Source organism: Pedococcus sp. P3_C7, assembly GCF_056402615.1.
Genome location: NZ_JBFUHC010000003.1, coordinates 120,864 through 140,741 on the forward strand (window position 1 = coordinate 120,864; position 19,878 = coordinate 140,741).

Annotated in this window: 18 protein-coding genes and 1 other RNA gene; 10 read left to right on the forward strand and 9 right to left on the reverse strand. The window is 71.5% G+C overall.

Annotation, left to right across the window (positions count from 1 at the left end):
• Nucleotides 1-4 precede the first annotated feature (4 nt).
• On the reverse strand, nucleotides 5-1,684 hold the full coding sequence (locus AC1DS4_RS04655) for an alkaline phosphatase family protein (RefSeq protein WP_477632580.1): 1,680 nt from the start codon (nucleotides 1,682-1,684) through the stop codon (nucleotides 5-7).
• Complete coding sequence (locus tag AC1DS4_RS04660) at nucleotides 1,681-2,487, reverse strand: CDP-alcohol phosphatidyltransferase family protein (protein WP_477615180.1); 807 nt, start codon at nucleotides 2,485-2,487, stop codon at nucleotides 1,681-1,683. Before AC1DS4_RS04660 ends, AC1DS4_RS04655 begins: the two co-directional genes overlap by 4 nt.
• Before the next feature lie 143 nt (nucleotides 2,488-2,630).
• Between AC1DS4_RS04660 and AC1DS4_RS04665 the strand changes: the two genes are divergently transcribed.
• The 6 genes from AC1DS4_RS04665 to AC1DS4_RS04690 all read left to right on the forward strand — a co-directional run bounded on the left by AC1DS4_RS04665 (nucleotide 2,631) and on the right by AC1DS4_RS04690 (nucleotide 7,727).
• The gene (locus tag AC1DS4_RS04665; RefSeq protein ID WP_477632579.1) at nucleotides 2,631-3,614 is read left to right on the forward strand and encodes a zinc-dependent alcohol dehydrogenase; all 984 of its coding nucleotides are present in this window, start codon (nucleotides 2,631-2,633) and stop codon (nucleotides 3,612-3,614) included.
• Between the two features lie 3 nt (nucleotides 3,615-3,617).
• Complete coding sequence (locus AC1DS4_RS04670) at nucleotides 3,618-4,016, forward strand: 6-pyruvoyl trahydropterin synthase family protein (protein WP_477615178.1); 399 nt, start codon at nucleotides 3,618-3,620, stop codon at nucleotides 4,014-4,016.
• The gene (locus tag AC1DS4_RS04675; RefSeq protein ID WP_477632578.1) at nucleotides 4,013-5,095 is read left to right on the forward strand and encodes a glycosyltransferase family 4 protein; all 1,083 of its coding nucleotides are present in this window, start codon (nucleotides 4,013-4,015) and stop codon (nucleotides 5,093-5,095) included. Before AC1DS4_RS04670 ends, AC1DS4_RS04675 begins: the two co-directional genes overlap by 4 nt.
• Before the next feature lie 215 nt (nucleotides 5,096-5,310).
• Nucleotides 5,311-6,345, forward strand: a complete 1,035-nt coding sequence (locus AC1DS4_RS04680; RefSeq protein ID WP_477632577.1) for a lysylphosphatidylglycerol synthase transmembrane domain-containing protein — start codon at nucleotides 5,311-5,313, stop codon at nucleotides 6,343-6,345.
• A complete protein-coding gene (locus AC1DS4_RS04685; RefSeq protein WP_477632576.1) occupies nucleotides 6,342-7,052 on the forward strand; it encodes a RibD family protein in 711 nt (236 codons plus the stop codon). The genes AC1DS4_RS04680 and AC1DS4_RS04685 overlap by 4 nt, the downstream gene beginning before the upstream one ends.
• A 51-nt stretch (nucleotides 7,053-7,103) precedes the next feature.
• Nucleotides 7,104-7,727: a hypothetical protein gene (locus tag AC1DS4_RS04690; protein WP_477615174.1), complete on the forward strand. Its 624-nt coding sequence runs from the start codon at nucleotides 7,104-7,106 to the stop codon at nucleotides 7,725-7,727.
• Nucleotides 7,728-7,766: 39 nt separating this feature from the next.
• Here AC1DS4_RS04690 and AC1DS4_RS04695 read toward each other — a convergent pair whose 3' ends face one another.
• Complete coding sequence (locus AC1DS4_RS04695) at nucleotides 7,767-8,567, reverse strand: phosphatase PAP2 family protein (RefSeq protein ID WP_477632575.1); 801 nt, start codon at nucleotides 8,565-8,567, stop codon at nucleotides 7,767-7,769.
• A 153-nt stretch (nucleotides 8,568-8,720) separates the two neighbouring features.
• Nucleotides 8,721-9,087, reverse strand: a transfer-messenger RNA (tmRNA) gene (ssrA, locus tag AC1DS4_RS04700).
• Between the two features lie 264 nt (nucleotides 9,088-9,351).
• Here ssrA and AC1DS4_RS04705 point away from each other — a divergent pair.
• Complete coding sequence (locus tag AC1DS4_RS04705) at nucleotides 9,352-10,005, forward strand: fasciclin domain-containing protein (protein ID WP_477632574.1); 654 nt, start codon at nucleotides 9,352-9,354, stop codon at nucleotides 10,003-10,005.
• Nucleotides 10,006-10,092: 87 nt separating this feature from the next.
• On the opposite strand, the gene AC1DS4_RS04710 is transcribed toward AC1DS4_RS04705, so the two are convergent.
• Nucleotides 10,093-10,512: a winged helix-turn-helix transcriptional regulator gene (locus AC1DS4_RS04710; RefSeq protein WP_477624376.1), complete on the reverse strand. Its 420-nt coding sequence runs from the start codon at nucleotides 10,510-10,512 to the stop codon at nucleotides 10,093-10,095.
• A gap of 84 nt (nucleotides 10,513-10,596) precedes the next feature.
• On the opposite strand from AC1DS4_RS04710, the gene AC1DS4_RS04715 reads away from it, so the two are divergent.
• A complete protein-coding gene (locus AC1DS4_RS04715) occupies nucleotides 10,597-11,208 on the forward strand; it encodes an NAD(P)-dependent oxidoreductase (protein ID WP_477632573.1) in 612 nt (203 codons plus the stop codon).
• A gap of 20 nt (nucleotides 11,209-11,228) precedes the next feature.
• Here AC1DS4_RS04715 and AC1DS4_RS04720 read toward each other — a convergent pair whose 3' ends face one another.
• Complete coding sequence (locus AC1DS4_RS04720) at nucleotides 11,229-11,777, reverse strand: hypothetical protein (protein WP_477632572.1); 549 nt, start codon at nucleotides 11,775-11,777, stop codon at nucleotides 11,229-11,231.
• Nucleotides 11,778-12,115: 338 nt separating this feature from the next.
• Between AC1DS4_RS04720 and AC1DS4_RS04725 the strand changes: the two genes are divergently transcribed.
• Nucleotides 12,116-15,493, forward strand: coding sequence for a pyruvate carboxylase (locus AC1DS4_RS04725; RefSeq protein WP_477632571.1), 3,378 nt, complete (start codon nucleotides 12,116-12,118; stop codon nucleotides 15,491-15,493).
• 141 nt (nucleotides 15,494-15,634) lie between these two features.
• Entirely contained in the window at nucleotides 15,635-15,808 is a 174-nt protein-coding gene (locus tag AC1DS4_RS04730; RefSeq protein WP_477615167.1) for a CsbD family protein, read from the forward strand.
• Between the two features lie 139 nt (nucleotides 15,809-15,947).
• On the opposite strand, the gene AC1DS4_RS04735 is transcribed toward AC1DS4_RS04730, so the two are convergent.
• From AC1DS4_RS04735 to AC1DS4_RS04745, 3 genes are all read right to left on the reverse strand, one after another.
• Entirely contained in the window at nucleotides 15,948-17,870 is a 1,923-nt protein-coding gene (locus tag AC1DS4_RS04735) for a DUF2207 domain-containing protein (protein ID WP_477632570.1), read from the reverse strand.
• A 4-nt stretch (nucleotides 17,871-17,874) separates the two neighbouring features.
• Nucleotides 17,875-18,360: an SsrA-binding protein SmpB gene (smpB, locus tag AC1DS4_RS04740; protein ID WP_477615165.1), complete on the reverse strand. Its 486-nt coding sequence runs from the start codon at nucleotides 18,358-18,360 to the stop codon at nucleotides 17,875-17,877.
• A 123-nt stretch (nucleotides 18,361-18,483) separates the two neighbouring features.
• Nucleotides 18,484-19,827, reverse strand: coding sequence for a peptidoglycan DD-metalloendopeptidase family protein (locus tag AC1DS4_RS04745; RefSeq protein ID WP_477632569.1), 1,344 nt, complete (start codon nucleotides 19,825-19,827; stop codon nucleotides 18,484-18,486).
• Between the last annotated feature and the right edge of the window lie 51 nt (nucleotides 19,828-19,878).

Here is a 19,878-nt window from a genome sequence, read left to right on the forward strand (position 1 = left end):
GCGTTCAGTGGTCCAGTTGCACTGGCGGGTCCGCGGGCGGACCGAACGCCGCCAGGAAGCGGTCGCGGAACGCATCCATCCGCCAGGTCGGCGCGTCGGGACCGGGACGCATCCCCTCCTGCCAATTCCAGCCACTGACCCGCTGCGTCACGCCCGGGTCGTGCGCCACGATGGTGACCGGCACCCGGTGGCTGGCCCCGGGTCCTGAGACCACGGTCGAGGGCTGGTGGTCGCCCAGCAGCACCAGGACGAGGTTGTCGTCGTGGACCGTCCGCACGAAGGACGCGAGGCTCTCGAGCGAGTAGGAGATCGACTTCGCGTAGGCCGCTCGCACCGACTCGGGGTCGCGCCAGGTCTGGGCCCTCGTCGGGGCCCGGGCGCGGACGGGGCCGAAAACCGAGCCGTCTCCGACCGACGACCAGTCGACCATGGTCGGGAGCGGAGCCCAAGGGGCGTGACTGGTCACGAGGTCGATCTCGGCCATCACCGGGGCGCGGGCCCCTCTCCACAGCTCCCGGTCGGCGAACGCCTTGAGCGTGTACTGGTCCGGCATCGTCGCGTAACCGAACTGCGGGCCGGCATACCCCACGTTCCGCGCGTCGTAGACCTGGTCGTAGCGGTAGAAGGACCGGCCCTGGGGCCAGTCGCTGCGGTTCGCCGGGACGTCGCCCACCGTGCGCCAGCCGGCGCGTTCGAAGGCGCCACTCAGGGTCAGCCGGTCGGTGGCGACGAGCTGGTCGTAGCGCCGCTGGCTGTCCACCCAGACACCCGACTGGAGGGTGGAGTGGGCCAGCCAGCTGGTGCCCCCGAACGTGGGTGAGTCGAGCCAGGCGCTCCGCGTCGAGTAGCCGGCCGAACGCAGCTGGCTCGTGCCCCTGGCCAGCGTCGACGAGACGGACGCCGACTCCGGCGAGCCGGTCACCGCCACCTCGCCGTAGCTCTCCACGAAGACGATGAGGACGTCCTTGCCGCGCAACCCGGACAGCAGGTCACCGGCCGGCGTCGCCGCGAAGGCGTCCCTCGCGACCGCGCGTGCGAAGACCTCGTGGTCGCGCACCGCCGAGCGAACCTGACCCACGTGGCTCGTGACGAGCCCCACGGCCGGCGTGGCCGCGAGAGGCGTGCCCGGGGCGACCTGGACGTGGGCGACCGCGACCGCGAGCCACGTGCCGGTCGCGACGGCGAGGACCGTGGCCCAGCCACGCCGATGGCGGTCGACGCGGGGATCCAGCAACCGCACCGCGTGGCGCACCGACAAGGGGCACCCCACGAGCAGGCCGAGGACCAGGACGACCGCACCGATGACGGCCGCCGTTGCAGCGGTGCGGCCCGCCGAGTCGTCGACCAGGCCGTACACGTCCCGCAGGTAGGTCCAGTCGGTCACGACGTCGAAGGGTCGGCTCAACGCCGAGGTGAAGCCGATGTCGAGGAGCTTGAGCACCGTGAGGACCCCCAGCACCAGGCCGCCCACGAGGGCGAGCGGCTCTCGCCACCGCGAGGGCAGCACGAGGACCACCGCCAGGAACACGAGGGGCTCGAGCGGCAGGCGGCCCAGCCAGTCCACCGGTCTGCCGATGGCGTCGTCGGGCGCCACGAGCACCACCCACACGAGCAGGCCGGTCGCGACGGCGCCGATCATCCCGGCCAGTCGCGCCGGGCGACGCCTCCTCGACGGGCGCGTCACTCGAGCACCCTCGCGGGCTGGCTCCCGGTCTCAGGACCCACGGGCCGGGCGAGGGAGGCGATGGCGCCACCTGTGATCCCGTGCCGTCCGACCCTCTGCCGCCGAGCCGGCCACAGCTCGGCGGCCTGCGTCCCGAACGACCAGGCCAGGAGGGTGAGTGCCACCACGACGACGGGGCCGGAGACCTCCCGGGGCACCAGCTGTGCCGTGACCACGGTGAGCACGATGCCCTGGAGGGCGGCAACCGCCTTGCGTGAGTAGCGAGGTGGCACGGCCCCGCTGAGCCAGGGCGCCACCCAGGTGGCCACCATGAACGCGTAGCGGAAGACCCCGATGGCCAGGACCCACCAGCCGAGCACCATGGAGGCAGCAACGCTGAGCACGAGGATGAGGAAGGCGTCCACCTCCATGTCCATCCGGGCGCCCAACGGTGTCGCCGTCCCGGTCTGCCGGGCGACCCACCCGTCGACCGCGTCGAGCACCAGCGCCACCCCCGCGATCACGACGAGCACCGTCGGGAGCTCGTGACCGGGTAGGTGCGCCTGGCCGAGAAGGGACTGCGCGGTGAGCGACGCCACGACGCACGCGAGCGTGGCCCGGGTCACCGTGACATGGTCGCCTGGCCCCAGGCGATGCGGTCGCCGGCCGGTGAGGGCCCGGGCCAGGAGTGCCCCACCGAGCAGGGCGCACCCGAAGCCTGTCCCCACCCCTGCGGCGCCGACGTGTGCCGCCCGGTCAAGGGTGCCGAGCAGCCCCAGCTGGGCGACTGCGCTGCCGACCGGGAGGGCTCGCAACGAGCGCACCGCACCTCCTCTGTCGCAACGTCTGACTTCTAGGACGGGCCAGCCTGCACCGGCGTTCACGGGTCCCTGCTCCCCTGCAGGTCTCGATCCGGCTGGAGGGAAACCCGCAGTGGTGAGGTGAGGGCGATGGCTAGGGTGGGCACGTGTCCGCCGCTGCCCGCGCGTACTGGCTGGCCGAACCCGGGGTCGGTGAGATCCGGCCTTCGGCCCTTCCCGCGTGCGGACCCGCGGAGGTCCTCGTGCGCACCGAGTACTCGGCGATCAGCCGCGGCACCGAGACCCTCGTCTTCGGGGGTCGCGTCCCGCAGAGCCAGTATGCCGCGATGCGGGCTCCCTTCCAGGAAGGCGACTTCCCGGGGCCGGTCAAGTACGGCTACCTCAACGTCGGGGTCGTCGAGGACGGCCCGGACCATCTGGTGGGTCAGACGGTGTTCTGCCTCTTTCCCCACCAGACGAGGTACGTCGTGCCGGTTGGCGCGGTCGCGGTGGTGCCGGACGGCATACCTCCACAGCGCGCCGTGCTGGCGGGCACGGTCGAGACGGCGGTCAACGCCCTGTGGGACGCCGCTCCCCTGGTCGGTGACCGGGTCGTCGTGGTGGGAGCCGGCATGGTCGGGTGCTGCGTCGCGCGGCTGCTGGCGCAGGTTCCCGGCGTCCGCACGACCTTGGTCGACGTGGACGAGTCCCGTGCCGCGGTGGCGGCCTCTCTGGGCGTCGACTTCGCCGTGCCTGACGGGGTGGAGCGGGGTGGCGCGGACCTCGTCCTGCACACCAGCGCGACCTCGGAAGGCCTCCAGCTGTCCCTGGAGCTGCTCGCCACCGAGGGGGAGGTGGTGGAGCTCAGCTGGTACGGCGAGGGTGAGGTGCAGCTCGCCCTCGGGGGGGTGTTCCACTCACGTCGGCTGGGCATCCGCGCCAGCCAGGTCGGAATGGTCTCGCCGGCCCGACGCTCGCGCCGCACCCCGGCCGACAGGCTTTCCCTGGCCCTCGAGCTCCTGCGCGACCCTGCCTTCGACGCCCTCGTCACCGGTCGGTCGACGTTCGACGAGCTGCCGCAGGTCATGGCCGCGCTCCACGACGGAAACCTCCCGGCGATCTGTCACCTCATCACCTACGACCAGGGGTAGACCGTGTTCACAGTGACCGTGCGGGACCACATGATGATCGCCCACAGCTTCCGCGGCGAGGTCTTCGGACCGGCCCAGGCACTGCACGGCGCGACCTACGTCGTCGACGCCACCTTTCACGCCGAGACCCTGGACGAGGACGGCATCGTCGTCGACATCGGTCGGGCGGTGGCCCAGCTGCACGAGGTGCTCGCCGACCTGAACTACCGCAACCTGGACGAGGACCCGGCCCTCAGCGACACCAACACGACGACCGAGGTCCTGGCCCGTCTGGTGGCCGACCGCCTGGCCGACCGCGTCCGCGCCGGCGACCTCGGCGACACCGCCCGGCGCGTCGGTGCCCTCACCGTGACGCTGTCCGAGTCCCCGGTGGCGTGGGCGAGCTACGAGCGGACCCTGTGACCACCGTGCATGTCGTCCTCCCCGACAGCGTCGAGGACCCAGCACGGCCGAGCGGGGGCAACACCTACGACCGTCGGGTCTGCTCGGAGCTCTCGGCGCTCGGGTGGTCGGTGCAGGTCCATGCGGTGCCCGGTCCCTGGCCACACCCCGACGCCCGAACCCGCGTGACCCTCGCGGGCGAGCTGGCGGCCCTGCCGCGGGGCGCCCTGGTCCTGCTCGACGGTCTGGTCGCGTCGTGCACGCCCGACGTGCTCGTACCGGAGACGGACCGGCTTCGGGTCGTCGTGCTCGTCCACCTGCCGCTAGGTCACCCGCGCCCGCTGGAGCCCCTCCAGCCGCCGGGTCAGCAACCCGACCCCGCGCAGGGTGAGCGCGCGGTCCTCGAGGCCTCCGCAGCCATCCTGACCATCAGCCACTGGACGAGGCGGTGGCTGGTGGACCGCTACGACCTGGCTCCCGACCGGGTGCGGGTGGCCCAGCCCGGAGTCGACAGTGCCACGCCTCGCGCCGGCACCCCGTCGGGTGGCGAGCTGCTCTGCGTGGCAGCGGTCGTCCCCGCCAAGGGCCACGGCGCGCTGCTCGACGCGCTGGCCTCCGTGCACGACCTGCCGTGGCGGCTCGTCTGCGCCGGGTCCCTGGACCTCGCCCCCGACCACGTCGCCCGGTTGCGAGCGCAGTGCCACGAGGCGGGGATCGCCGACCGGGTCACCTTCGTCGGTCCCCTCGCCGGTCGCGACCTCGACCTGGCGTATGCCGCGGCCGACGTGCTCGTCCACGCGTCGCGGATCGAGACGTACGGCCTCGTCGTCACCGAGGCGCTGGCCCGTGCCCTGCCGGTCATCGCGACCTCGGTGGGCGGCGTAGCGGAGGCGATGGGGACAGCTCCCGACGGCACGGTGCCGGGCCTGCTCGTGCCGCCGGGGCCGGACGAGCTGGGCCGGGCCGTGCGGTCCTGGCTCGAGGATGCTGCCCTCCGCGCTCGGCTCCGGGCTGCCGCCCGCGCACGCCGAACCACGCTGTCGCCGTGGTCGACGACGGCACAAGTGGTCGCCTCCGTGCTCGCCGAGGTCGCGGCATGACCCTCACCGTGAGCCATTCCCACGGGCGACGGGCCCGCCGGCGCATCTCGAGCCGACGGGCGGAGGTGAACCCCGGCCACGCGGCATACGTCAGTGCTTGTGCAGGCGATGTCCCTCCGGGACAGGTCCGCGTGGGAACCACCCTGGAGGGGCGTGCCTTGGCGATGACTGGACCTCACCCCGACTGGTCGCGCGGGGCGAGAGGTGTGTCAACGGTGGCGCTGCGCGTCGGCGGCTCGGTGGTGACCCAGCGCCTTGGTGGGGCGGCCGTCCTGGGGTTGGTCGTGTGGCAGCTTGGCCTCGGCTCGTCGCTCCACGCCTTGCGGGCCATCGACGCGTGGTCGCTCGGTGCGGCCTTGGTCCTCACCGCGGCCACGACGGTCTGCTGCGCCTGGCGGTGGCGCCTCGTGGCCGCCGGGCTCGGTGCGGACGTGCCGCTGCGCCCAGCGGTGGCAGCCTGCTACCGCTCCCAGTTCCTCAACACGGCGACCCCAGGTGGGGTGCTCGGGGACGTCCACCGCGGCGTGCGGCTCGGCCGCCGCCACGGCGACACGGGCAAGGGCCTCCGGTCCGTCATCTGGGAGCGCAGCGCGGGCCAGGTCGTGCAGGCCGTGATGGCCCTCGTGGTGTTGACAGTGCTCCCCTCTCCCCTACGACCCGTCCTGGGATGGGTGTGGGTGGCCGTGGTGGTCGGAGCGGCGGGCGTCCTCGTCGGGCGTCTGGCTCGGCGTCGACCGGACGCCGGCTGGGTGAGCGCGCGCGTCACCGCGACCCTGGCGGAGCTGCGCCGGGCCCTCTTCGCCCGGCGCACCTGGCCGCTGGTCGTCCTGGCATCCGCGCTGGCCGTCATGGGGCACGTGCTGACGTTCGTCGTGGCGGCCCGGACTGCCGGGGCGACCGCACCGACGGCACGGCTCGTGCCCCTCGCCTTCGTCGTGCTCGTCTCCATGGGTGTGCCCCTGAACGTCGCCGGGTGGGGGCCGCGGGAAGGTGTGGCGGCCTGGGCCTTCGGAGCGGCCGGACTCGGCGCCGACGCCGGACTGTCGACGGCTGTGGTCTACGGCGTGCTGGTGTTCGCCGCGAGCCTGCCGGGGGCGGTCGTGATGCTCGTGGCGAACCCTGGGCGCACGCGCCCGGCGCGGGCGCAGCTCGCGGAGGCGGTCCCCGCGGTCCCGGTTCCCGTTCTCGTCTCCGCCCCCGTCCCCGTCGTGCACTCCGCTCGCCCCGACGGCCCGGGAACAGGCTCGTGACCGACCGCCCCTACACCCTGCTCAGCTGCAGCATCTCGATGGACGGCTACCTCGACAGCGCGTCAGCGGGGCGGTTGCGGCTGTCGAACGCCGCCGACTTCGACCGCGTCGACGCCGAGCGGGCCACCTGCGACGCCATCCTCGTCGGGGCCGGCACCATCCGCGAGGACGATCCCCGGTTGCTCGTGCGCTCCGCCGCGCGCCGCGCCGACCGAGTGGCGCGCGGCTGTCCTCCGTCCCCGGCCAAGGTCACGGTGACCACCGGGGGCCATCTGGACCCGGAGGCAGCGTTCTTCCTCGCCGGCGGCGGCGAGAAGCTCGTGTACTGCCCCAGCGGGGCGGCCGCCGCTGTGCGGCGGCGGTTTGGCGAGGTGGCGACGGTTGTCGATGCGGGCGAGCCGGTGAGGCTCCGCGGAGTCGCCGAGGACCTCCACACCCGGGGCCTGCGCCGTCTCATGGTGGAAGGTGGCGGTTCGGTGCTCACCCAGTTCCTCACCGAGGACCTGGCAGACGAGCTCCAGCTGGTGGTCGCCCCGGTGTTCGTCGGCGACTCCGGTGCAAGGAGGTTCGTCGACGACGGCCGTTTCCCGTGGTCCGAAGAGCGCCGCGCCACCCTCGTCGAGGTGCAGCAGATCGGTGACGTCGCCCTCCTGCGGTACGCGCTCTCCGCACGGTTCCGCTCGAGCTGGTCGGACAGGGACCGTTGAGCACAAAGGTCGTCGACGGGCGCCCGTTGCCTCACTGGCAGACTGCGTCCCATGTCGTCGTGGTCCATCCAAGCCCTCGGGTGGGCAGGTTCAGCCCTGCTCATCTTCTCCCTGCTCCAGCAGCGCGTCCTGCGCTTCCGGCTGCTCAACCTCACGGCGAGCTGCACGCTCATCCTCTTCAACGCGATGCTGCACGTCTGGCCGATGGTCGGCATGAACACCGTCACCGCCGGCATCAACGTCTGGATGATCACCAAGCTGCTGCGTGAGCGCGGCGACGAGTCGGTCTACGAGGTGGTGGCCGTCGGTCCGGACGAGTCCTACCTCCAGCACTTCCTCAAGGTCCAGGGCAAGGACATCGCCCGGTACTTCCCCCAGTTCGACCCGGCCGACCTCGGGACCGGCCGCAGCGCCTATCTCGTCGAGCGCGGCAACGAGACCGTCGGGGTGGTCGTCGTGCGCGATGCCGGAGACGGCGTCGCCCAGGTGGAGCTCGACTACGTGACGCCCCGCTTCCGCGACTTCTCCCCCGGCGAGTTCGTCTACCGCAGCAGCGGGTTGTTCCGGGGCAAGGGCATCCGCCAGATCGTGACGCCCCCGGGCATGGTCAACCCCTACTACGCGCGCCTCGGTTTCCGCGAGGAGGGCGACCACTGGGTCGCCGACCTGGCCTGACCCACCGGCGCGTGCGTGCCGTCCTCGACATCGGATTCGTCAGCGGCCTTGCGTCTCACGACGGACCGTGAGGAAGAGGCGGTGCGCCGTGATCACTGCCGCCGCCCACGCGAGTCCCAGCGCCCACCCCGCCACCACGTCGGTGAGCCAGTGGTGGCCGAGGAAGACCCGGCTCAGTCCCATCGTCACGACGAAGACGGCACCCACCGCCACGCTCACGATGCGTGCCCACGCGGCGTCGAGGCGACGGAGGACGAGGTAGACCAGGACTGCAGCGAGCACCGTGGCGTTCAGCGTGTGCCCGCTCGGAAAGCTCGGCGAGCTCTCGTAGGGCGCCACGGCTTCGGACAGGGGCGGCCGCGCCCGGCCGATCAGGGCCTTTCCGGTGGTCGTCATGGCGAGCGAGCCGATCGCCGCAATCACCATGAGCACCAACGGAGTTCGGGACCGCCATCGCCAGACCATGAGCAGGGTCAGGACGGTCGCGACGATCGGCATCCCGATCGGCCCGCCGACGTCGGTGTAGAGCGTCACCGCGTGGTCGAGACCGGGTGTGCGCCAGGCGATCGCCTGGTCGAGCACCGGTTGGTCGAGCCCCGCGATTCCGTCGGCGTCGACCACCGCCTCGTAGACCTCGGTCGCCGCGGCGGTCAGCGCCACGGCGGCGGCGCCACCGACGAGGGCGGTCACGACCAGGACGACGTGCGCTGCGCTCCACCGGGCGGGCCCGACGGCCCGGCGCACGACCACCGACGCCAGCCGGCGGCCAAGGGAGGTTCGCCAGTCGGTCAGGTCGCGGGACCCGATCCGCTCTTCGGCCGAGGTGTCGTCGCGCAGCATCGGGCCATCCTCGCAAAGCCGACCAGTCGGCATACCCACTGGCCTGCGGCATTGCCGGTATGCCGCGCGGCCGGGGTGGTGCCCCCGGGCACCACGAAGGCCCGGTCGCGAACGACCGGGCCTCGAGGCTGAACTGCCGTGTGAACACCGCGGTGGTGGAGGTGGCGGGAATTGAACCCGCGTCCATTGACGGGAAACCAGGACTTCTCCGGGTGCAGTGCGCTAAGGATTTTCTCGGCCCCAGTGCTCGCACGCACACGTCCACTGACAGGCCCAGTCGAGTAAGAGTCCCGCGCAGCCCCTCGACATGACTACGCAGCAAGTTCTCTAGTTGACGCCAGACACTGAGACGAGAACTAGCTCAGGCTGACGGACTTTGGAGCTCGCTCAGGCGGCGAGGGCAAAGTCGGTGCGCTTGGAATCGGCACCTATTGGTTTGCCAGGAGCGTTAACGAGATAACCAGGCATCCTCGACCCGCTTCCCCTGAAATGCCGACCAATGTCGAAACCGATCACCCCCGTGCTCCTGCGAGTGCAGGGGTGTTCACACGACCGCTGTTCAGTTGTTGCTGTTCCCAGCCTACCGTCCAACAGCGACAGCCCCTCACGCATTTCCCTCGGCGGCCATTTCTGTCGCACCAGCTCTCCGGGGAAACTCTGTCCAAGGTTTGTCCAATCTGGTCCCCGGCCGCCGCCGAATCACCTGCGCAGGGTCCGGGCGCGTGACACGCGGTGACCACAGCCCGGGACCACCACACCGCAGTGGATTCCTGGAGGAACAGACATGATCGCTCGACGTCTCATGACCGCCGTGGCCGCCCTCGGCCTCGCGGGCACTGCCGCCCTGGCCGGCGCGCCAACCGCCTCAGCGCACGGAGTCGGCCACGGCACCGACCAGTCCGCGACCGGCACCCGGAGCCTGGCCGCCGTGCTCGCCGAGGACGGTTCCGGCTTCGACCGCCAGTGGAACGACTTCGACATCGTCGACAACGCGGTGACCGCCGTGCTGACCGCCAAACCCGGCTCAGCCGTGGGCGTGCTGGCCGACGGCACCGTCGCCCTCACGGCGTTCCTGCCGACCGACAGGGCCTTCCGCCGGCTCGCGTCGGACCTCACCGGCAAGCGCTACACCTCGGAGTCGGCCGTCTTCGCCGACGTGGCCTCGCTCGGCATCGACACCGTCGAGGCGGTGCTGCTCTACCACGTCGTCCCCGGCGCCACGGTGACGTACCGGCAGGCCCTCCGCTCCGACGGGGCGACCCTCACCACGGCCTCGGGTGGGACCGTGCAGGTCGACGTGGTCTGCAGGCACTTCGTGCAGCTGGTGGACGCCGACCCCGACGACCGCAACCCCTGGGTCGTGGCACCCGACCTCAACAAGGGCAACCGTCAGATCGCCCACGGGATCTCTCAGGTGCTTCGCCCGCTCGACCTCTGAGCGGCCCAGCGCGAGGCGCAGCCGCGGCCGCAACCTGGCCGTGGCTGCGCCACGTCGTGCAGGTATGCCGCCGTGCGCCGTGCGGTCTCAGCCTCCGGCAACCGACGCCTCCTGCGCCACGAACTCGTCCCGAGCAGCGAGGATCGTGCTGACATGCGTCTCGGCCCAGTCCGTGAGCACGGCGATCGGCCCTCCGAGCGAGATCCCGAGCTCGGTGAGGGCGTAGTCCACCCGGGGTGGCACCTGGGCGAAGACGGTGCGAGTGAGCAGGCCGTCACGCTCCATCGCGCGGACCGTCTGGGTGAGCACCTTGGGCGCCACCCCACCGACCCGCGCACGCAGCTCGGTGAAACGCAGCGGACCACCGGCCAGAGCGCCGATCACCAGGACCGTCCACTTGTCGCCGATCCTGTCGAGCACCACCCGGGTGGGGCAGTCGGGGTCGAAGGCGTTGCCGCGTCCCGCGCCGGGAGCCTCGGCAGCCGCTGTGGCCTGCTTGGTAACCATGAGGTACTTATAGCACGTTGAAGTGCTCAGTAACCAATGGTTACTGTCATCCCAGTCAACACGGACCCCACGAAAGGCACAGCCATGAAGATCGGCCTGTTCGGCGCCAGCGGCATGATCGGCTCTCGCATCGCGACCGAGGCCCTCTCGCGCGGCCACGAGGTGACCGGCTACACGCGCAGCGGCTCCCCTCTCCCCACCGGTGCCGTCGCCGCCACCGGCGACCTCGCCGACGAGACCGCTGTGAAGGAGGCTGCCACCAGCCACGACGTCGTGGTGTCGGCGACCGGGCCGAGCCGCACCGGGGGAAGCCACGAGGCGTGGCTCGCAGCGGTCCAGAACCTCGTCGACCACGCTGCCGGCGCGCGAGTGCTCTTCGTGGGCGGCGCCGGCTCCCTTCTCACGCCGGACGGCACGCGCCTGCTCGACTCACCAGGCTTCCCCGTCGAGTACCTCGCCGAGTCACGCGCCGGCGCCGCCGCGCTGGACATCTTCCAGGATGCGCCCGACGGGCTCGACTGGACGTTCTTCTCCCCCGCGCCCGTCATCGCCCCGGGCGAGCGCACCGGTGCCTACACCGTGGCGCTCGACACCCCCGCGGGCGATTCGATCAGTGCCGAGGACTATGCCGTCGCCCTGGTCGACGAGCTCGAGCGTCCGCGGCACCGTCGCCAGCGCTTCACCGCAGCCAGCTGAGCGAGGCCGGTCAAGCATCCTCAGCGGCAGGCACGGGGCTCGGGCTGCGCCCTGAGGGGCTTGGCCTTGGTCGGTGCCGGGCGGCATCCGTGGCCGGTGGCCACCCGACCGCGGAGGCCGAGCGCCTTCCCGTGGGCGCGGCCGTCGTCGCTGCGCTGCAGCCATCCCCGGGCCAAAGCGCCACCTCCCGGCAGGGAGATCGGCAGGCCCACGGGAGCCACTCCCCCGGCGCTCGTGGTTCCGGAGCTGCCCGGAAGCGCCAGCGCTTGTGCCGGCAGCGCCGTCCCGCCGTCATCGGAACCCGCTGAATCCACTGCACCCACCACCGCTCCGCCCCCGGCCCCGGCCCGGGACGACGAGCCACCCGGGGCGTGACCGGGCGAGCCGTCACGGGTCGGGCGGGTGGTCGGGCGGGTAGGGACGGCCGAGGGTCGCGTGGTGTGGGGCGCCTGGGCCTGCGGGCCCCCGGTTGCGCGACGCTCGCCGCCCGTGAAGATCGTCGCGGCCACCACTCCCACGGCGAGAAGCAGCGCTGACACCATCACGGTGGCGATCACGCGTGAGATCACGACGGGGGCCTTGCGCACGTGCCTGCCTGCCATGAGCCGCCTCGGTTCGACGTCGACGCCACCGGAGTGCCTGCCCCGCCTGCGCCGGGTCCCCTGCACGCCCGTCCAGCGTAGCCATCGGGCAGGCCCGCAGGCAGCCCCCCACCGCGGTCGTCCGGCAGGCCGTCGGCGGGGCGACGCGCGCCCTCGCGCGCCCGGAGCACACGGCATACCCGCAGTGGTTGGTCCGCATGGCGGGCGCGCCGTCTCACGAGTCGGGACCTCACTAGGATCGGACGCACGCCGCACATCCCCTCACCGGACCCATCACCCCTGGGTGCCGATCCCCTGGAGGTCACGTGTTCAGCAAGGTCCTCGTCGCCAACCGTGGTGAGATCGCGGTCCGCGCGTTCCGCGCCGCGACCGAGCTCAACGCCAAGACGGTCGCCGTCTTCCCCTACGAGGACCGCAAGTCCGAGCACGTCCTGAAGGCCGACGAGGCCTACCGGATCGGTGACGAGGGACACCCGGTCCGGGCCTACCTCGACCCAGAGGGCATCGTGCGCACCGCCGTCGAGGCGGGTGCGGACGCCGTCTACCCCGGCTACGGCTTCCTGTCCGAGAACCCCGACTTGGCCGAAGCGTGTGCGAATGCCGGCGTGACGTTCGTCGGGCCGCCGGCCTCGGTGCTGCACCTGACGGGCAACAAGGCCCGCGCCATCGCCGCCGCCAAGAAGGCCGGACTGCCCACGCTCAAGGGTGCCGAGCCGAGCACCGACATCGACGCCCTCGTGGCTGCCGCCGAGGAGATCGGCTTCCCGATCTTCGCCAAGGCGGTCGCCGGAGGCGGCGGTCGCGGCATGCGGCGGGTGGAGCGGCGCGAGGACCTGCGCGACTCTCTCGAAGCCTGCATGCGCGAGGCCGAGTCCGCGTTCGGTGACCCGACGGTCTTCCTCGAGGAGGCAGTGGTCAGCCCGCGGCACATCGAGGTGCAGATCCTCGCCGACGGTGCGGGCAACGTCATCCACCTCTTCGAACGCGACTGCTCCGTGCAGCGACGGCACCAGAAGGTCGTCGAGATCGCCCCGGCCCCGAACCTCCCACCCGAGCTGCGCGAACAGATGTGCGCCCACGCAGTCGCCTTCGCCAAGGAGATCGGCTACGTCAACGCGGGCACCGTGGAGTTCCTCCTCGCCCCCGACGGCCGCTACGTCTTCATCGAGATGAACCCGCGCATCCAGGTCGAGCACACCGTCACCGAGGAGATCACCGACGTCGACCTGGTCAGCTCCCAGCTGCGCATCGCCAGCGGCGAGACCCTCGAGGACCTGGGCCTCTCGCAGGACACCTTGCAGATCCGCGGCGCGGCGCTGCAGTGCCGCATCACCACGGAGGACCCGGCCAACGAGTTCCGTCCCGACACCGGACGGATCACGACCTACCGTTCGGCCGGCGGCGCGGGCGTCCGCCTCGACGGCGGGACGATCTTCGTCGGGGCCGAGATCGGCGCCCACTTCGACTCGATGCTCGTCAAGCTCACCTGCCGCGGCCGGGACTTCCCGACGGCAGTGCGTCGGGCCAGGCGCGCGCTGGCCGAGTTCCGGATCCGCGGTGTCTCGACCAACATCCCGTTCCTCCAGGCCCTGCTCGAGGAGCCCGACTTCCAGGCCGGCCGGCTGACCACCGCGTTCATCGACGAGCGCCCCGAGCTGCGCACCGCGCGAGTTCCCGCCGACCGAGGCACCAAGCTGCTCACCTACCTCGCGGACGTCACGGTCAACCAGCCGCACGGCCCCGGGCGCACGCGGGTCTCCCCCCGCTCCAAGCTGCCCGCGATCGACCGCGCGACTCCCCCGCCGCCCGGTGCGCGCGACCGGTTGCTGCTGCACGGCCCCCAGGCGTTCGCGGAGGCGCTGCGAGCGCAGGAGGCGGTGGGGGTCACGGAGACGACCTTCCGCGACGCCCACCAGTCGCTGCTCGCCACGCGGGTCCGCACCCGTGACCTCATGCACGTCGCCCCGCACGTCGCCCGGCTGACGCCCCAGCTGCTGTCCGTCGAGGCCTGGGGAGGCGCGACGTACGACGTGGCCCTGCGCTTCCTGGCCGAGGACCCGTGGGACCGCCTCTCGCGCCTGCGGGAGGCGATGCCCAACCTGCCGCTGCAGATGCTCCTGCGCGGGCGCAACACGGTCGGTTACACCCCCTATCCCACGGCCGTGACCGACGCGTTCGTCACCGAGGCCGCCAGCACCGGCATCGACATCTTCCGGATCTTCGACGCCCTCAACGACGTCGGCCAGATGCGCCCCGCCATCGACGCGGTCCGGGCCACCGGCACCGCCGTCGCCGAGGTTGCGCTCTGCTACACCGGGGACCTCACGAGCCCCGCCGAGAAGCTCTACACCCTCGACTACTACCTGCGGCTGGCCGAGCAGATCGCCGAGGCCGGCGCCCACGTCATCGCCATCAAGGACATGGCCGGCCTGCTGCGGGCTCCTGCGGCCCGCACCCTCGTCACGGCGCTGCGCGAGCGGTTCGACCAACCCGTCCACCTGCACACGCACGACACTGCAGGTGGGCAGCTCGCCACCCTCCTGGCCGCCATCGACGCCGGCGTCGACGCGGTGGACGTCGCCAGCGCGGCCATGGCCGGCACCACGTCCCAGCCACCGATGTCGAGCCTGGTCGCGGCCACCGACGGCACCCCGCGCGCCACCGGGCTGGACCTGGGCGCCGTCAACGCCCTGGAGCCCTACTGGGAGGCGGTGCGGCAGCTGTACTTCCCCTTCGAGTCCGGCCTGCCCTCCCCCACCGGTCGCGTCTACACGCACGAGATCCCCGGGGGCCAGCTCTCCAACCTGCGCCAGCAAGCGATCGCCCTCGGGCTCGGCGACCACTTCGAGGAGGTCGAGGACATGTATGCCGCGGCCAACCGCATCCTCGGCAACATCGTCAAGGTCACCCCGAGCAGCAAGGTGGTCGGCGACCTCGCCCTGGCCCTCGTGGGCGCGAAGGCCGACCCGGCGGACTTCGAGGCCAACCCCACGAAGTACGACATCCCGGACTCCGTCATCGGCTTCCTCTCCGGCGAGCTCGGCGACCCACCCGGCGGCTGGCCCGAGCCGTTCCGCACCAAGGCGCTGGAGGGCCGCACCACCAAGCCGCGGGTCAGCGAGCTCAGCGCGGAGGACAGCGAAGCACTCGAGGCGAGCCCGCGGCACACCCTCAACCGGCTGCTGTTCCCGGGCCCGACCTCGGACTTCGAGAGGTCCCGCGACGCCTACTCCGACCTCGCCGTCCTCGGCACCCGCGAGTTCCTGCACGGCCTCGAGGTGGGTTTCGAGCACGAGATCGACCTCGAGCCCGGCAAGCGGCTGCTCCTCGGCCTGCAGTCGGTGTCCGACCCCGATGACCGGGGGATGCGAACCGTCATGTTCACCATGGGTGGGCAGCTGCGTCCGGTGCAGGTGCGCGACGAGCGGATCGCCGTCGACGTCAAGGCGGCCGAGAAGGCTGACCCGGCTGCGAAGGGGCAGGTAGCAGCCCCCTTCGCCGGGGTCGTCAGCCTCGCCGTCGAGGAGGGCTCCACCGTCGAGGCCGGCGCGGTGGTTGCCACGATCGAGGCGATGAAGATGGAGGCCAACATCACGGCACCGGTGGCCGGGACGGTCCAGCGGCTGGCCATCGGCCCGCAGCAGCAGGTGGAGGGCGGCGACCTCCTCCTCGTCCTCGGCTAGGGGCTTTCCCACGCCCCTGCCATGCCCCTGACCTGCGGTGATATCGATTTGGGGTTACGGTCGAAGAGCACGCGGTCAAGAAGCGGCTGTGTCAGCAGTAGAAACACCCAACGAGATCGCACCCAACCAAGGGAGCCCATCATGGGATTTGACGACAAGCTCGACAACGCCAAGGACAAGGCCACCGGCCAGGCCAAGGAGGCCACCGGCAAGGTGACCGACAACGAGCGACTCGAGGCCGAGGGCAAGGCCGACCAGACGGGAGCCGACCTGAAGCAGGCGGGCGAGAAGGTCAAGGACGCCTTCAAGGACTGATCGCCTTCACCCAGGCCTGACGCGGGTATGCCGCGTGCGAACCGCCCCCATCGGAGCGGTCGTGCGCGGCATCCCTGTGTCCCGCCCCTGCGTCCGCCCCCTGTCCGCCCCTTGTCCGCCCCCGAGCCAGCACGGGCCCCTACCAGGAACCGCCCGAGCTCCCACCGCCCCCACCGCCGGAGAAGCCGCCACCGCCCGAGAAGCCGGACCCACCCGAGCTGCCCGGAGTGCTCGTGAACGTCCCGCCCGCAGTCGTGGCGAACGAGTCCATGTCCTGCGCGATGCCGTCGTAGTCGAAGCCGCCGGACCCGATGTACCAGAGGGGTGGGGTGAGGGTGTGTCCTGCGGCGGCTGCGGACTCCGCCACCTGGCGGAAGGTGCCGGCCCACTGCGAGGCCACGCCGAAGACGATCGCGTAGGGCAGGTAGCGGCTGAAGATGTCCTGCGCCTCCTCCCACTTGATCTGGTTGGCCTCCGCCGTCACGAGGTACTTCTTGAAGCCCTCGGACTGGGCCTTGACCGCGCTGCCGTCGGCGGTGCGGGCAGCCATGCGCCGCCCCAGGAGCGCGACGATGAACCCGGCGACTGCCGCGCCCCCCAGCAGGACGAAGGCCGGAGGAATCGGCGAACCCGTGCCTGAGCCGGCCCTGGCGAGGGGTCCGCCCGCCCACGCGCCCCCGAACACCGAGCCCATCACCATGATGCCGCCGAGGGCCGTCCACGTCCCGCGTTGGCCTTCCGGCGACCGACGGAACCACCCGCGTCGCACGACCTCGTCGTACATCAGCTCCTGGACCCGCTGGAGCGTGGGCTTGAAGGTGTTCTTGAGGCTGGACAGCGTCCGTGTCGGGGCGCTCTCGAAGAGGCCGAGCAGGAGCGCCTCCTCGTACGGCAGCAGCGCGGTCCGCGCCTGCTCCGCCGTCGGCGTGGTGCGGGTGAGTCGCCAGTCCTTGCTGCGCAGGAAGCCACCTTCCTCCTCGGCGATGGTCAGGTGGCCACGGGCAGCGAGGTCGATGATCGTGGCGGACACGTCGATCGTGTTGGCCACCTCGTCGATGACCGTGCCGACCAGACCGGGCTGGACGCCGTCCGGAGGAGTGAACCGGACCGCGATCGGCCCGTTACGTCCCTTGACGACCTGCCCGTCCTGCCCCAGCGCCGGAGTCAGGCCCGGCACCAGCCCGGCATACTGCTCGTCGCGACCGCGCGTGTAGACCAGGGTGCCCATCAGGCCGGCCGCGAGCAGGGGCAGCGTCACCCCCGCCCCCAGGGTGAGGTAGCCCAGCGCCTTGGACGTGTCGGAGGTGATGACGCTGCCGTCGTCGGACACGTTGCCCTCGTGCAGCACCGGGTCGAGCGACCCGAAGTCGGCGATCGGCAGCGACGCGAGGATCGAGACACCACGCCCGTTGCCAGCCTCGGGGGCGCTGAACTCGGCGCTCGCTCCCGGTGTCGCGGTGCACCGCTCCGTGGACCCGAACTCCCCGATGAAGCACTCGGCCCTGTCGCTGGGACTCGCCCCCGTCACCGTGGCGCTGACGTCCTGGTAGGTGTTGTCGTCCGACGCGTCGACCAGGTTGTAGTAGAGCTCTGCGTGGTCGGGGAAGCCGTTGACGTAGGAGCCGAGGTGGTAGCGCACGACGTAGGTCTGCGTGCCGCTCACCGTCTGGTCGGCCCGTCCGACCCGGATCCTCACCGAGGACCCGTCGGTGGCGTCGTCGACCGACACGTCGGCCGGTGCCCCGGACGGGGAGGAGGCCGACACGTCGGAGATCGGGTACTCGCGGTAGGCGTCCTTGCGGTCCTGGTAGCCGACCCGCACAGTGACGAACCGCTCGATCCCGTGGCGCTCCTCCCCCTGCGGGAAGTGCCAGGTGATGTTCTCGACGACGTCGACCGAGCCGTCGTGGTTGACGGAGATGTCGACGTGGAACCGGGTGGCCAGGTCATCGCTCGCCGCAGCCTGCGCGCTGCCCCCCGCAAGGACCATCGCAGCGAAGGCGAGCAGCACTGCCAACCCGGAGCCCACGGCATACCGGTGCGTCCCCCCGTGCAGGCGCATGTCCCTAGCGTCCCTCGCCCGAGGCTCGTCGCGCCTGGCTGAGGGCGCGCTGCGTGTCACGGGTGTCCTGGCGCTCGCGCAGCGCGTGTCGCTTGTCGTACTGCTTCTTGCCCTTGGCGATCGCGATCTCGACCTTCGCCCGGCCGTCCTTGAAGTACAGCTGCAGCGGGACGATGGTGTGGCCGCTCTCGGACGACTTCTTCATGATCTTGGCGAGCTCGGCACGGTGCAGCAGCAGCTTGCGGCGGCGACGCGGGGTGTGGTTGGTCCAGTTGCCGTTGACGTACTCAGGGATGTGCACGCCCTCGAGCCACAGCTCGTCGCCGCGCCAGGCGGCGTAGCCGTCGATGAGCGACGCACGCCCCTCGCGCAGGGACTTGACCTCGGTGCCCATCAGGACCAGCCCGGCCTCGAAGGTGTCCTCGATGAGGTAGTCGTGGCGCGCCTTCTTGTTGCTCGCCACCACCTTGCGACCCTGTTCCTTGGCCACTGCCCGTCCACGTCCTTCGATTTTTGGCTGCATCATCGCGTGGTCGAGTCCCGACCCAGCGAGGCCACGCTACCTGCACGACGGGGTATGCCGGCCAGTCGGTTTACCTGCGCCGTCGCCGGGTCACAGCCAACGACGTGGATCCTTGGGGGTGCCGTCCTCATAGGTCTCGAAGTGCAGGTGGCACCCGGTGGACGACCCGGTGGTGCCGACGTAGCCGATGATCTGGCCGCGCGAGACGTGGCCGCCGCGCACGGCATACCGGCTCATGTGGTTGTAGGTGGTCACGAGGTCGACGCCGCGGACGATGCCGTGGTCGATCATGATCCGGTTGCCGTAGCCCCCGCCCCAGCCGCGTGAGATGACGGTGCCGCTCGCGGCGGCACGGATCGGCGTGCCGCAGTCGGCCGCGAAGTCGCGCCCGGCGTGCAGCCGCCAGTAGTGCAGGATCGGGTGGTAGCGCATGCCGAACTCGGAGGAGATCCACCCTCCTGACGGTCGTGACAGGAAGCCACCGGAGGTCGACGGCTCTGCCGGCACCTTCTTGCCCGCCCTGCGCAGGGCGGCCGCCCGACGAGCGGCCGCGGCCTTGGCGGCCTTGGCGCGGGCCACGAGGATCCTGTGCAGCCTGGCCTGCTCCTTCTGGGCAGCGACGAGCTGGGCCTTCTCGGCCTTGATCTGGGCCTCGAGCGCCGTGGACTGGGCGACCTGCTGGGCCGCGAGGGCGTCCAGCTTCTGCTTGGCCGCGGCCGCTGCGCCCCGCGCCCGCTGGGCCTTGGCCAGCGCGGCCTCCGCCTGCTTCTTGGCGGCCTGGACCTGCACCTTGAGGGCCTTGATGTGGGCCTCCTGGGCGGTCGCGGCGGCCCGCGCGGTCGCAAGCCGGGACAGCGACTGGTTCTGGACGTCCATGACCGTGTCGTTCATGGCGATGCGGTTGGCGAAGTCGTCCGGGGTGGTCGCGCTCAGCGCCACCGACAGCTGGCCCATCCCCTGGTCCTGGTAGAGCTGGGAGGCGAACCGGGCCACGCGGGTACGGGTCTGCGCCAGCTTGGCGCGGCTGGCCGCGAGCTCGTCGACTGCCCGCGCCTCGTTGGCGCGAGCGACGTCGAGCTGGACGGCCATCTCGTCGTTGTACGCGTCCGCCTTGGACACTGCGGCTGTCGCTCGGTCGAGGGCGGCCTGCGCCACGGGGAGGGCGGCCTGGGTGCGACGCAGGGCGAGGTACGCGTTCTTGAGGCTGGCCGAGGTGTCCTCGAGCTCGCCCTTCAGCGCGTCGATCTCCTTGTCCACCTGCTTCTTGGCCTTGCCCGGGTCGTCGGCGGGCGCCGAGGCGACCGAGGACGGGTGGCCGGGAGCAGCCGCGACCGACGACGGGGCGCCGAGGCCGATGGCGCAGGCGAAGGCCAGCCCGAGGGCCGTCAGGCGGACACGATGAGACGCGTACAGACGCGGGGGGATTGCGCTCATAGGCCTCATTGGTAACACACACCACACCTGTTTCCCGGGATTGAGACCTGT

What these genes read in the sequence shown, in the direction of transcription:
- AC1DS4_RS04690 (WP_477615174.1), top strand. Translation starts at nt 7,104, where the DNA reads ATGTCGTCGTGGTCCATCCAAGCCCTCGGGTGGGCAGGTTCAGCCCTG.
- AC1DS4_RS04710 (WP_477624376.1), bottom strand. Translation starts at nt 10,512, where the DNA reads ATGGTTACCAAGCAGGCCACAGCGGCTGCCGAGGCTCCCGGCGCGGGA.
- AC1DS4_RS04715 (WP_477632573.1), top strand. Translation starts at nt 10,597, where the DNA reads ATGAAGATCGGCCTGTTCGGCGCCAGCGGCATGATCGGCTCTCGCATC.
- AC1DS4_RS04695 (WP_477632575.1), bottom strand. Translation starts at nt 8,567, where the DNA reads ATGCTGCGCGACGACACCTCGGCCGAAGAGCGGATCGGGTCCCGCGAC.
- AC1DS4_RS04730 (WP_477615167.1), top strand. Translation starts at nt 15,635, where the DNA reads ATGGGATTTGACGACAAGCTCGACAACGCCAAGGACAAGGCCACCGGC.
- AC1DS4_RS04705 (WP_477632574.1), top strand. Translation starts at nt 9,352, where the DNA reads ATGATCGCTCGACGTCTCATGACCGCCGTGGCCGCCCTCGGCCTCGCG.
- AC1DS4_RS04735 (WP_477632570.1), bottom strand. Translation starts at nt 17,870, where the DNA reads ATGCGCCTGCACGGGGGGACGCACCGGTATGCCGTGGGCTCCGGGTTG.
- AC1DS4_RS04745 (WP_477632569.1), bottom strand. Translation starts at nt 19,827, where the DNA reads ATGAGCGCAATCCCCCCGCGTCTGTACGCGTCTCATCGTGTCCGCCTG.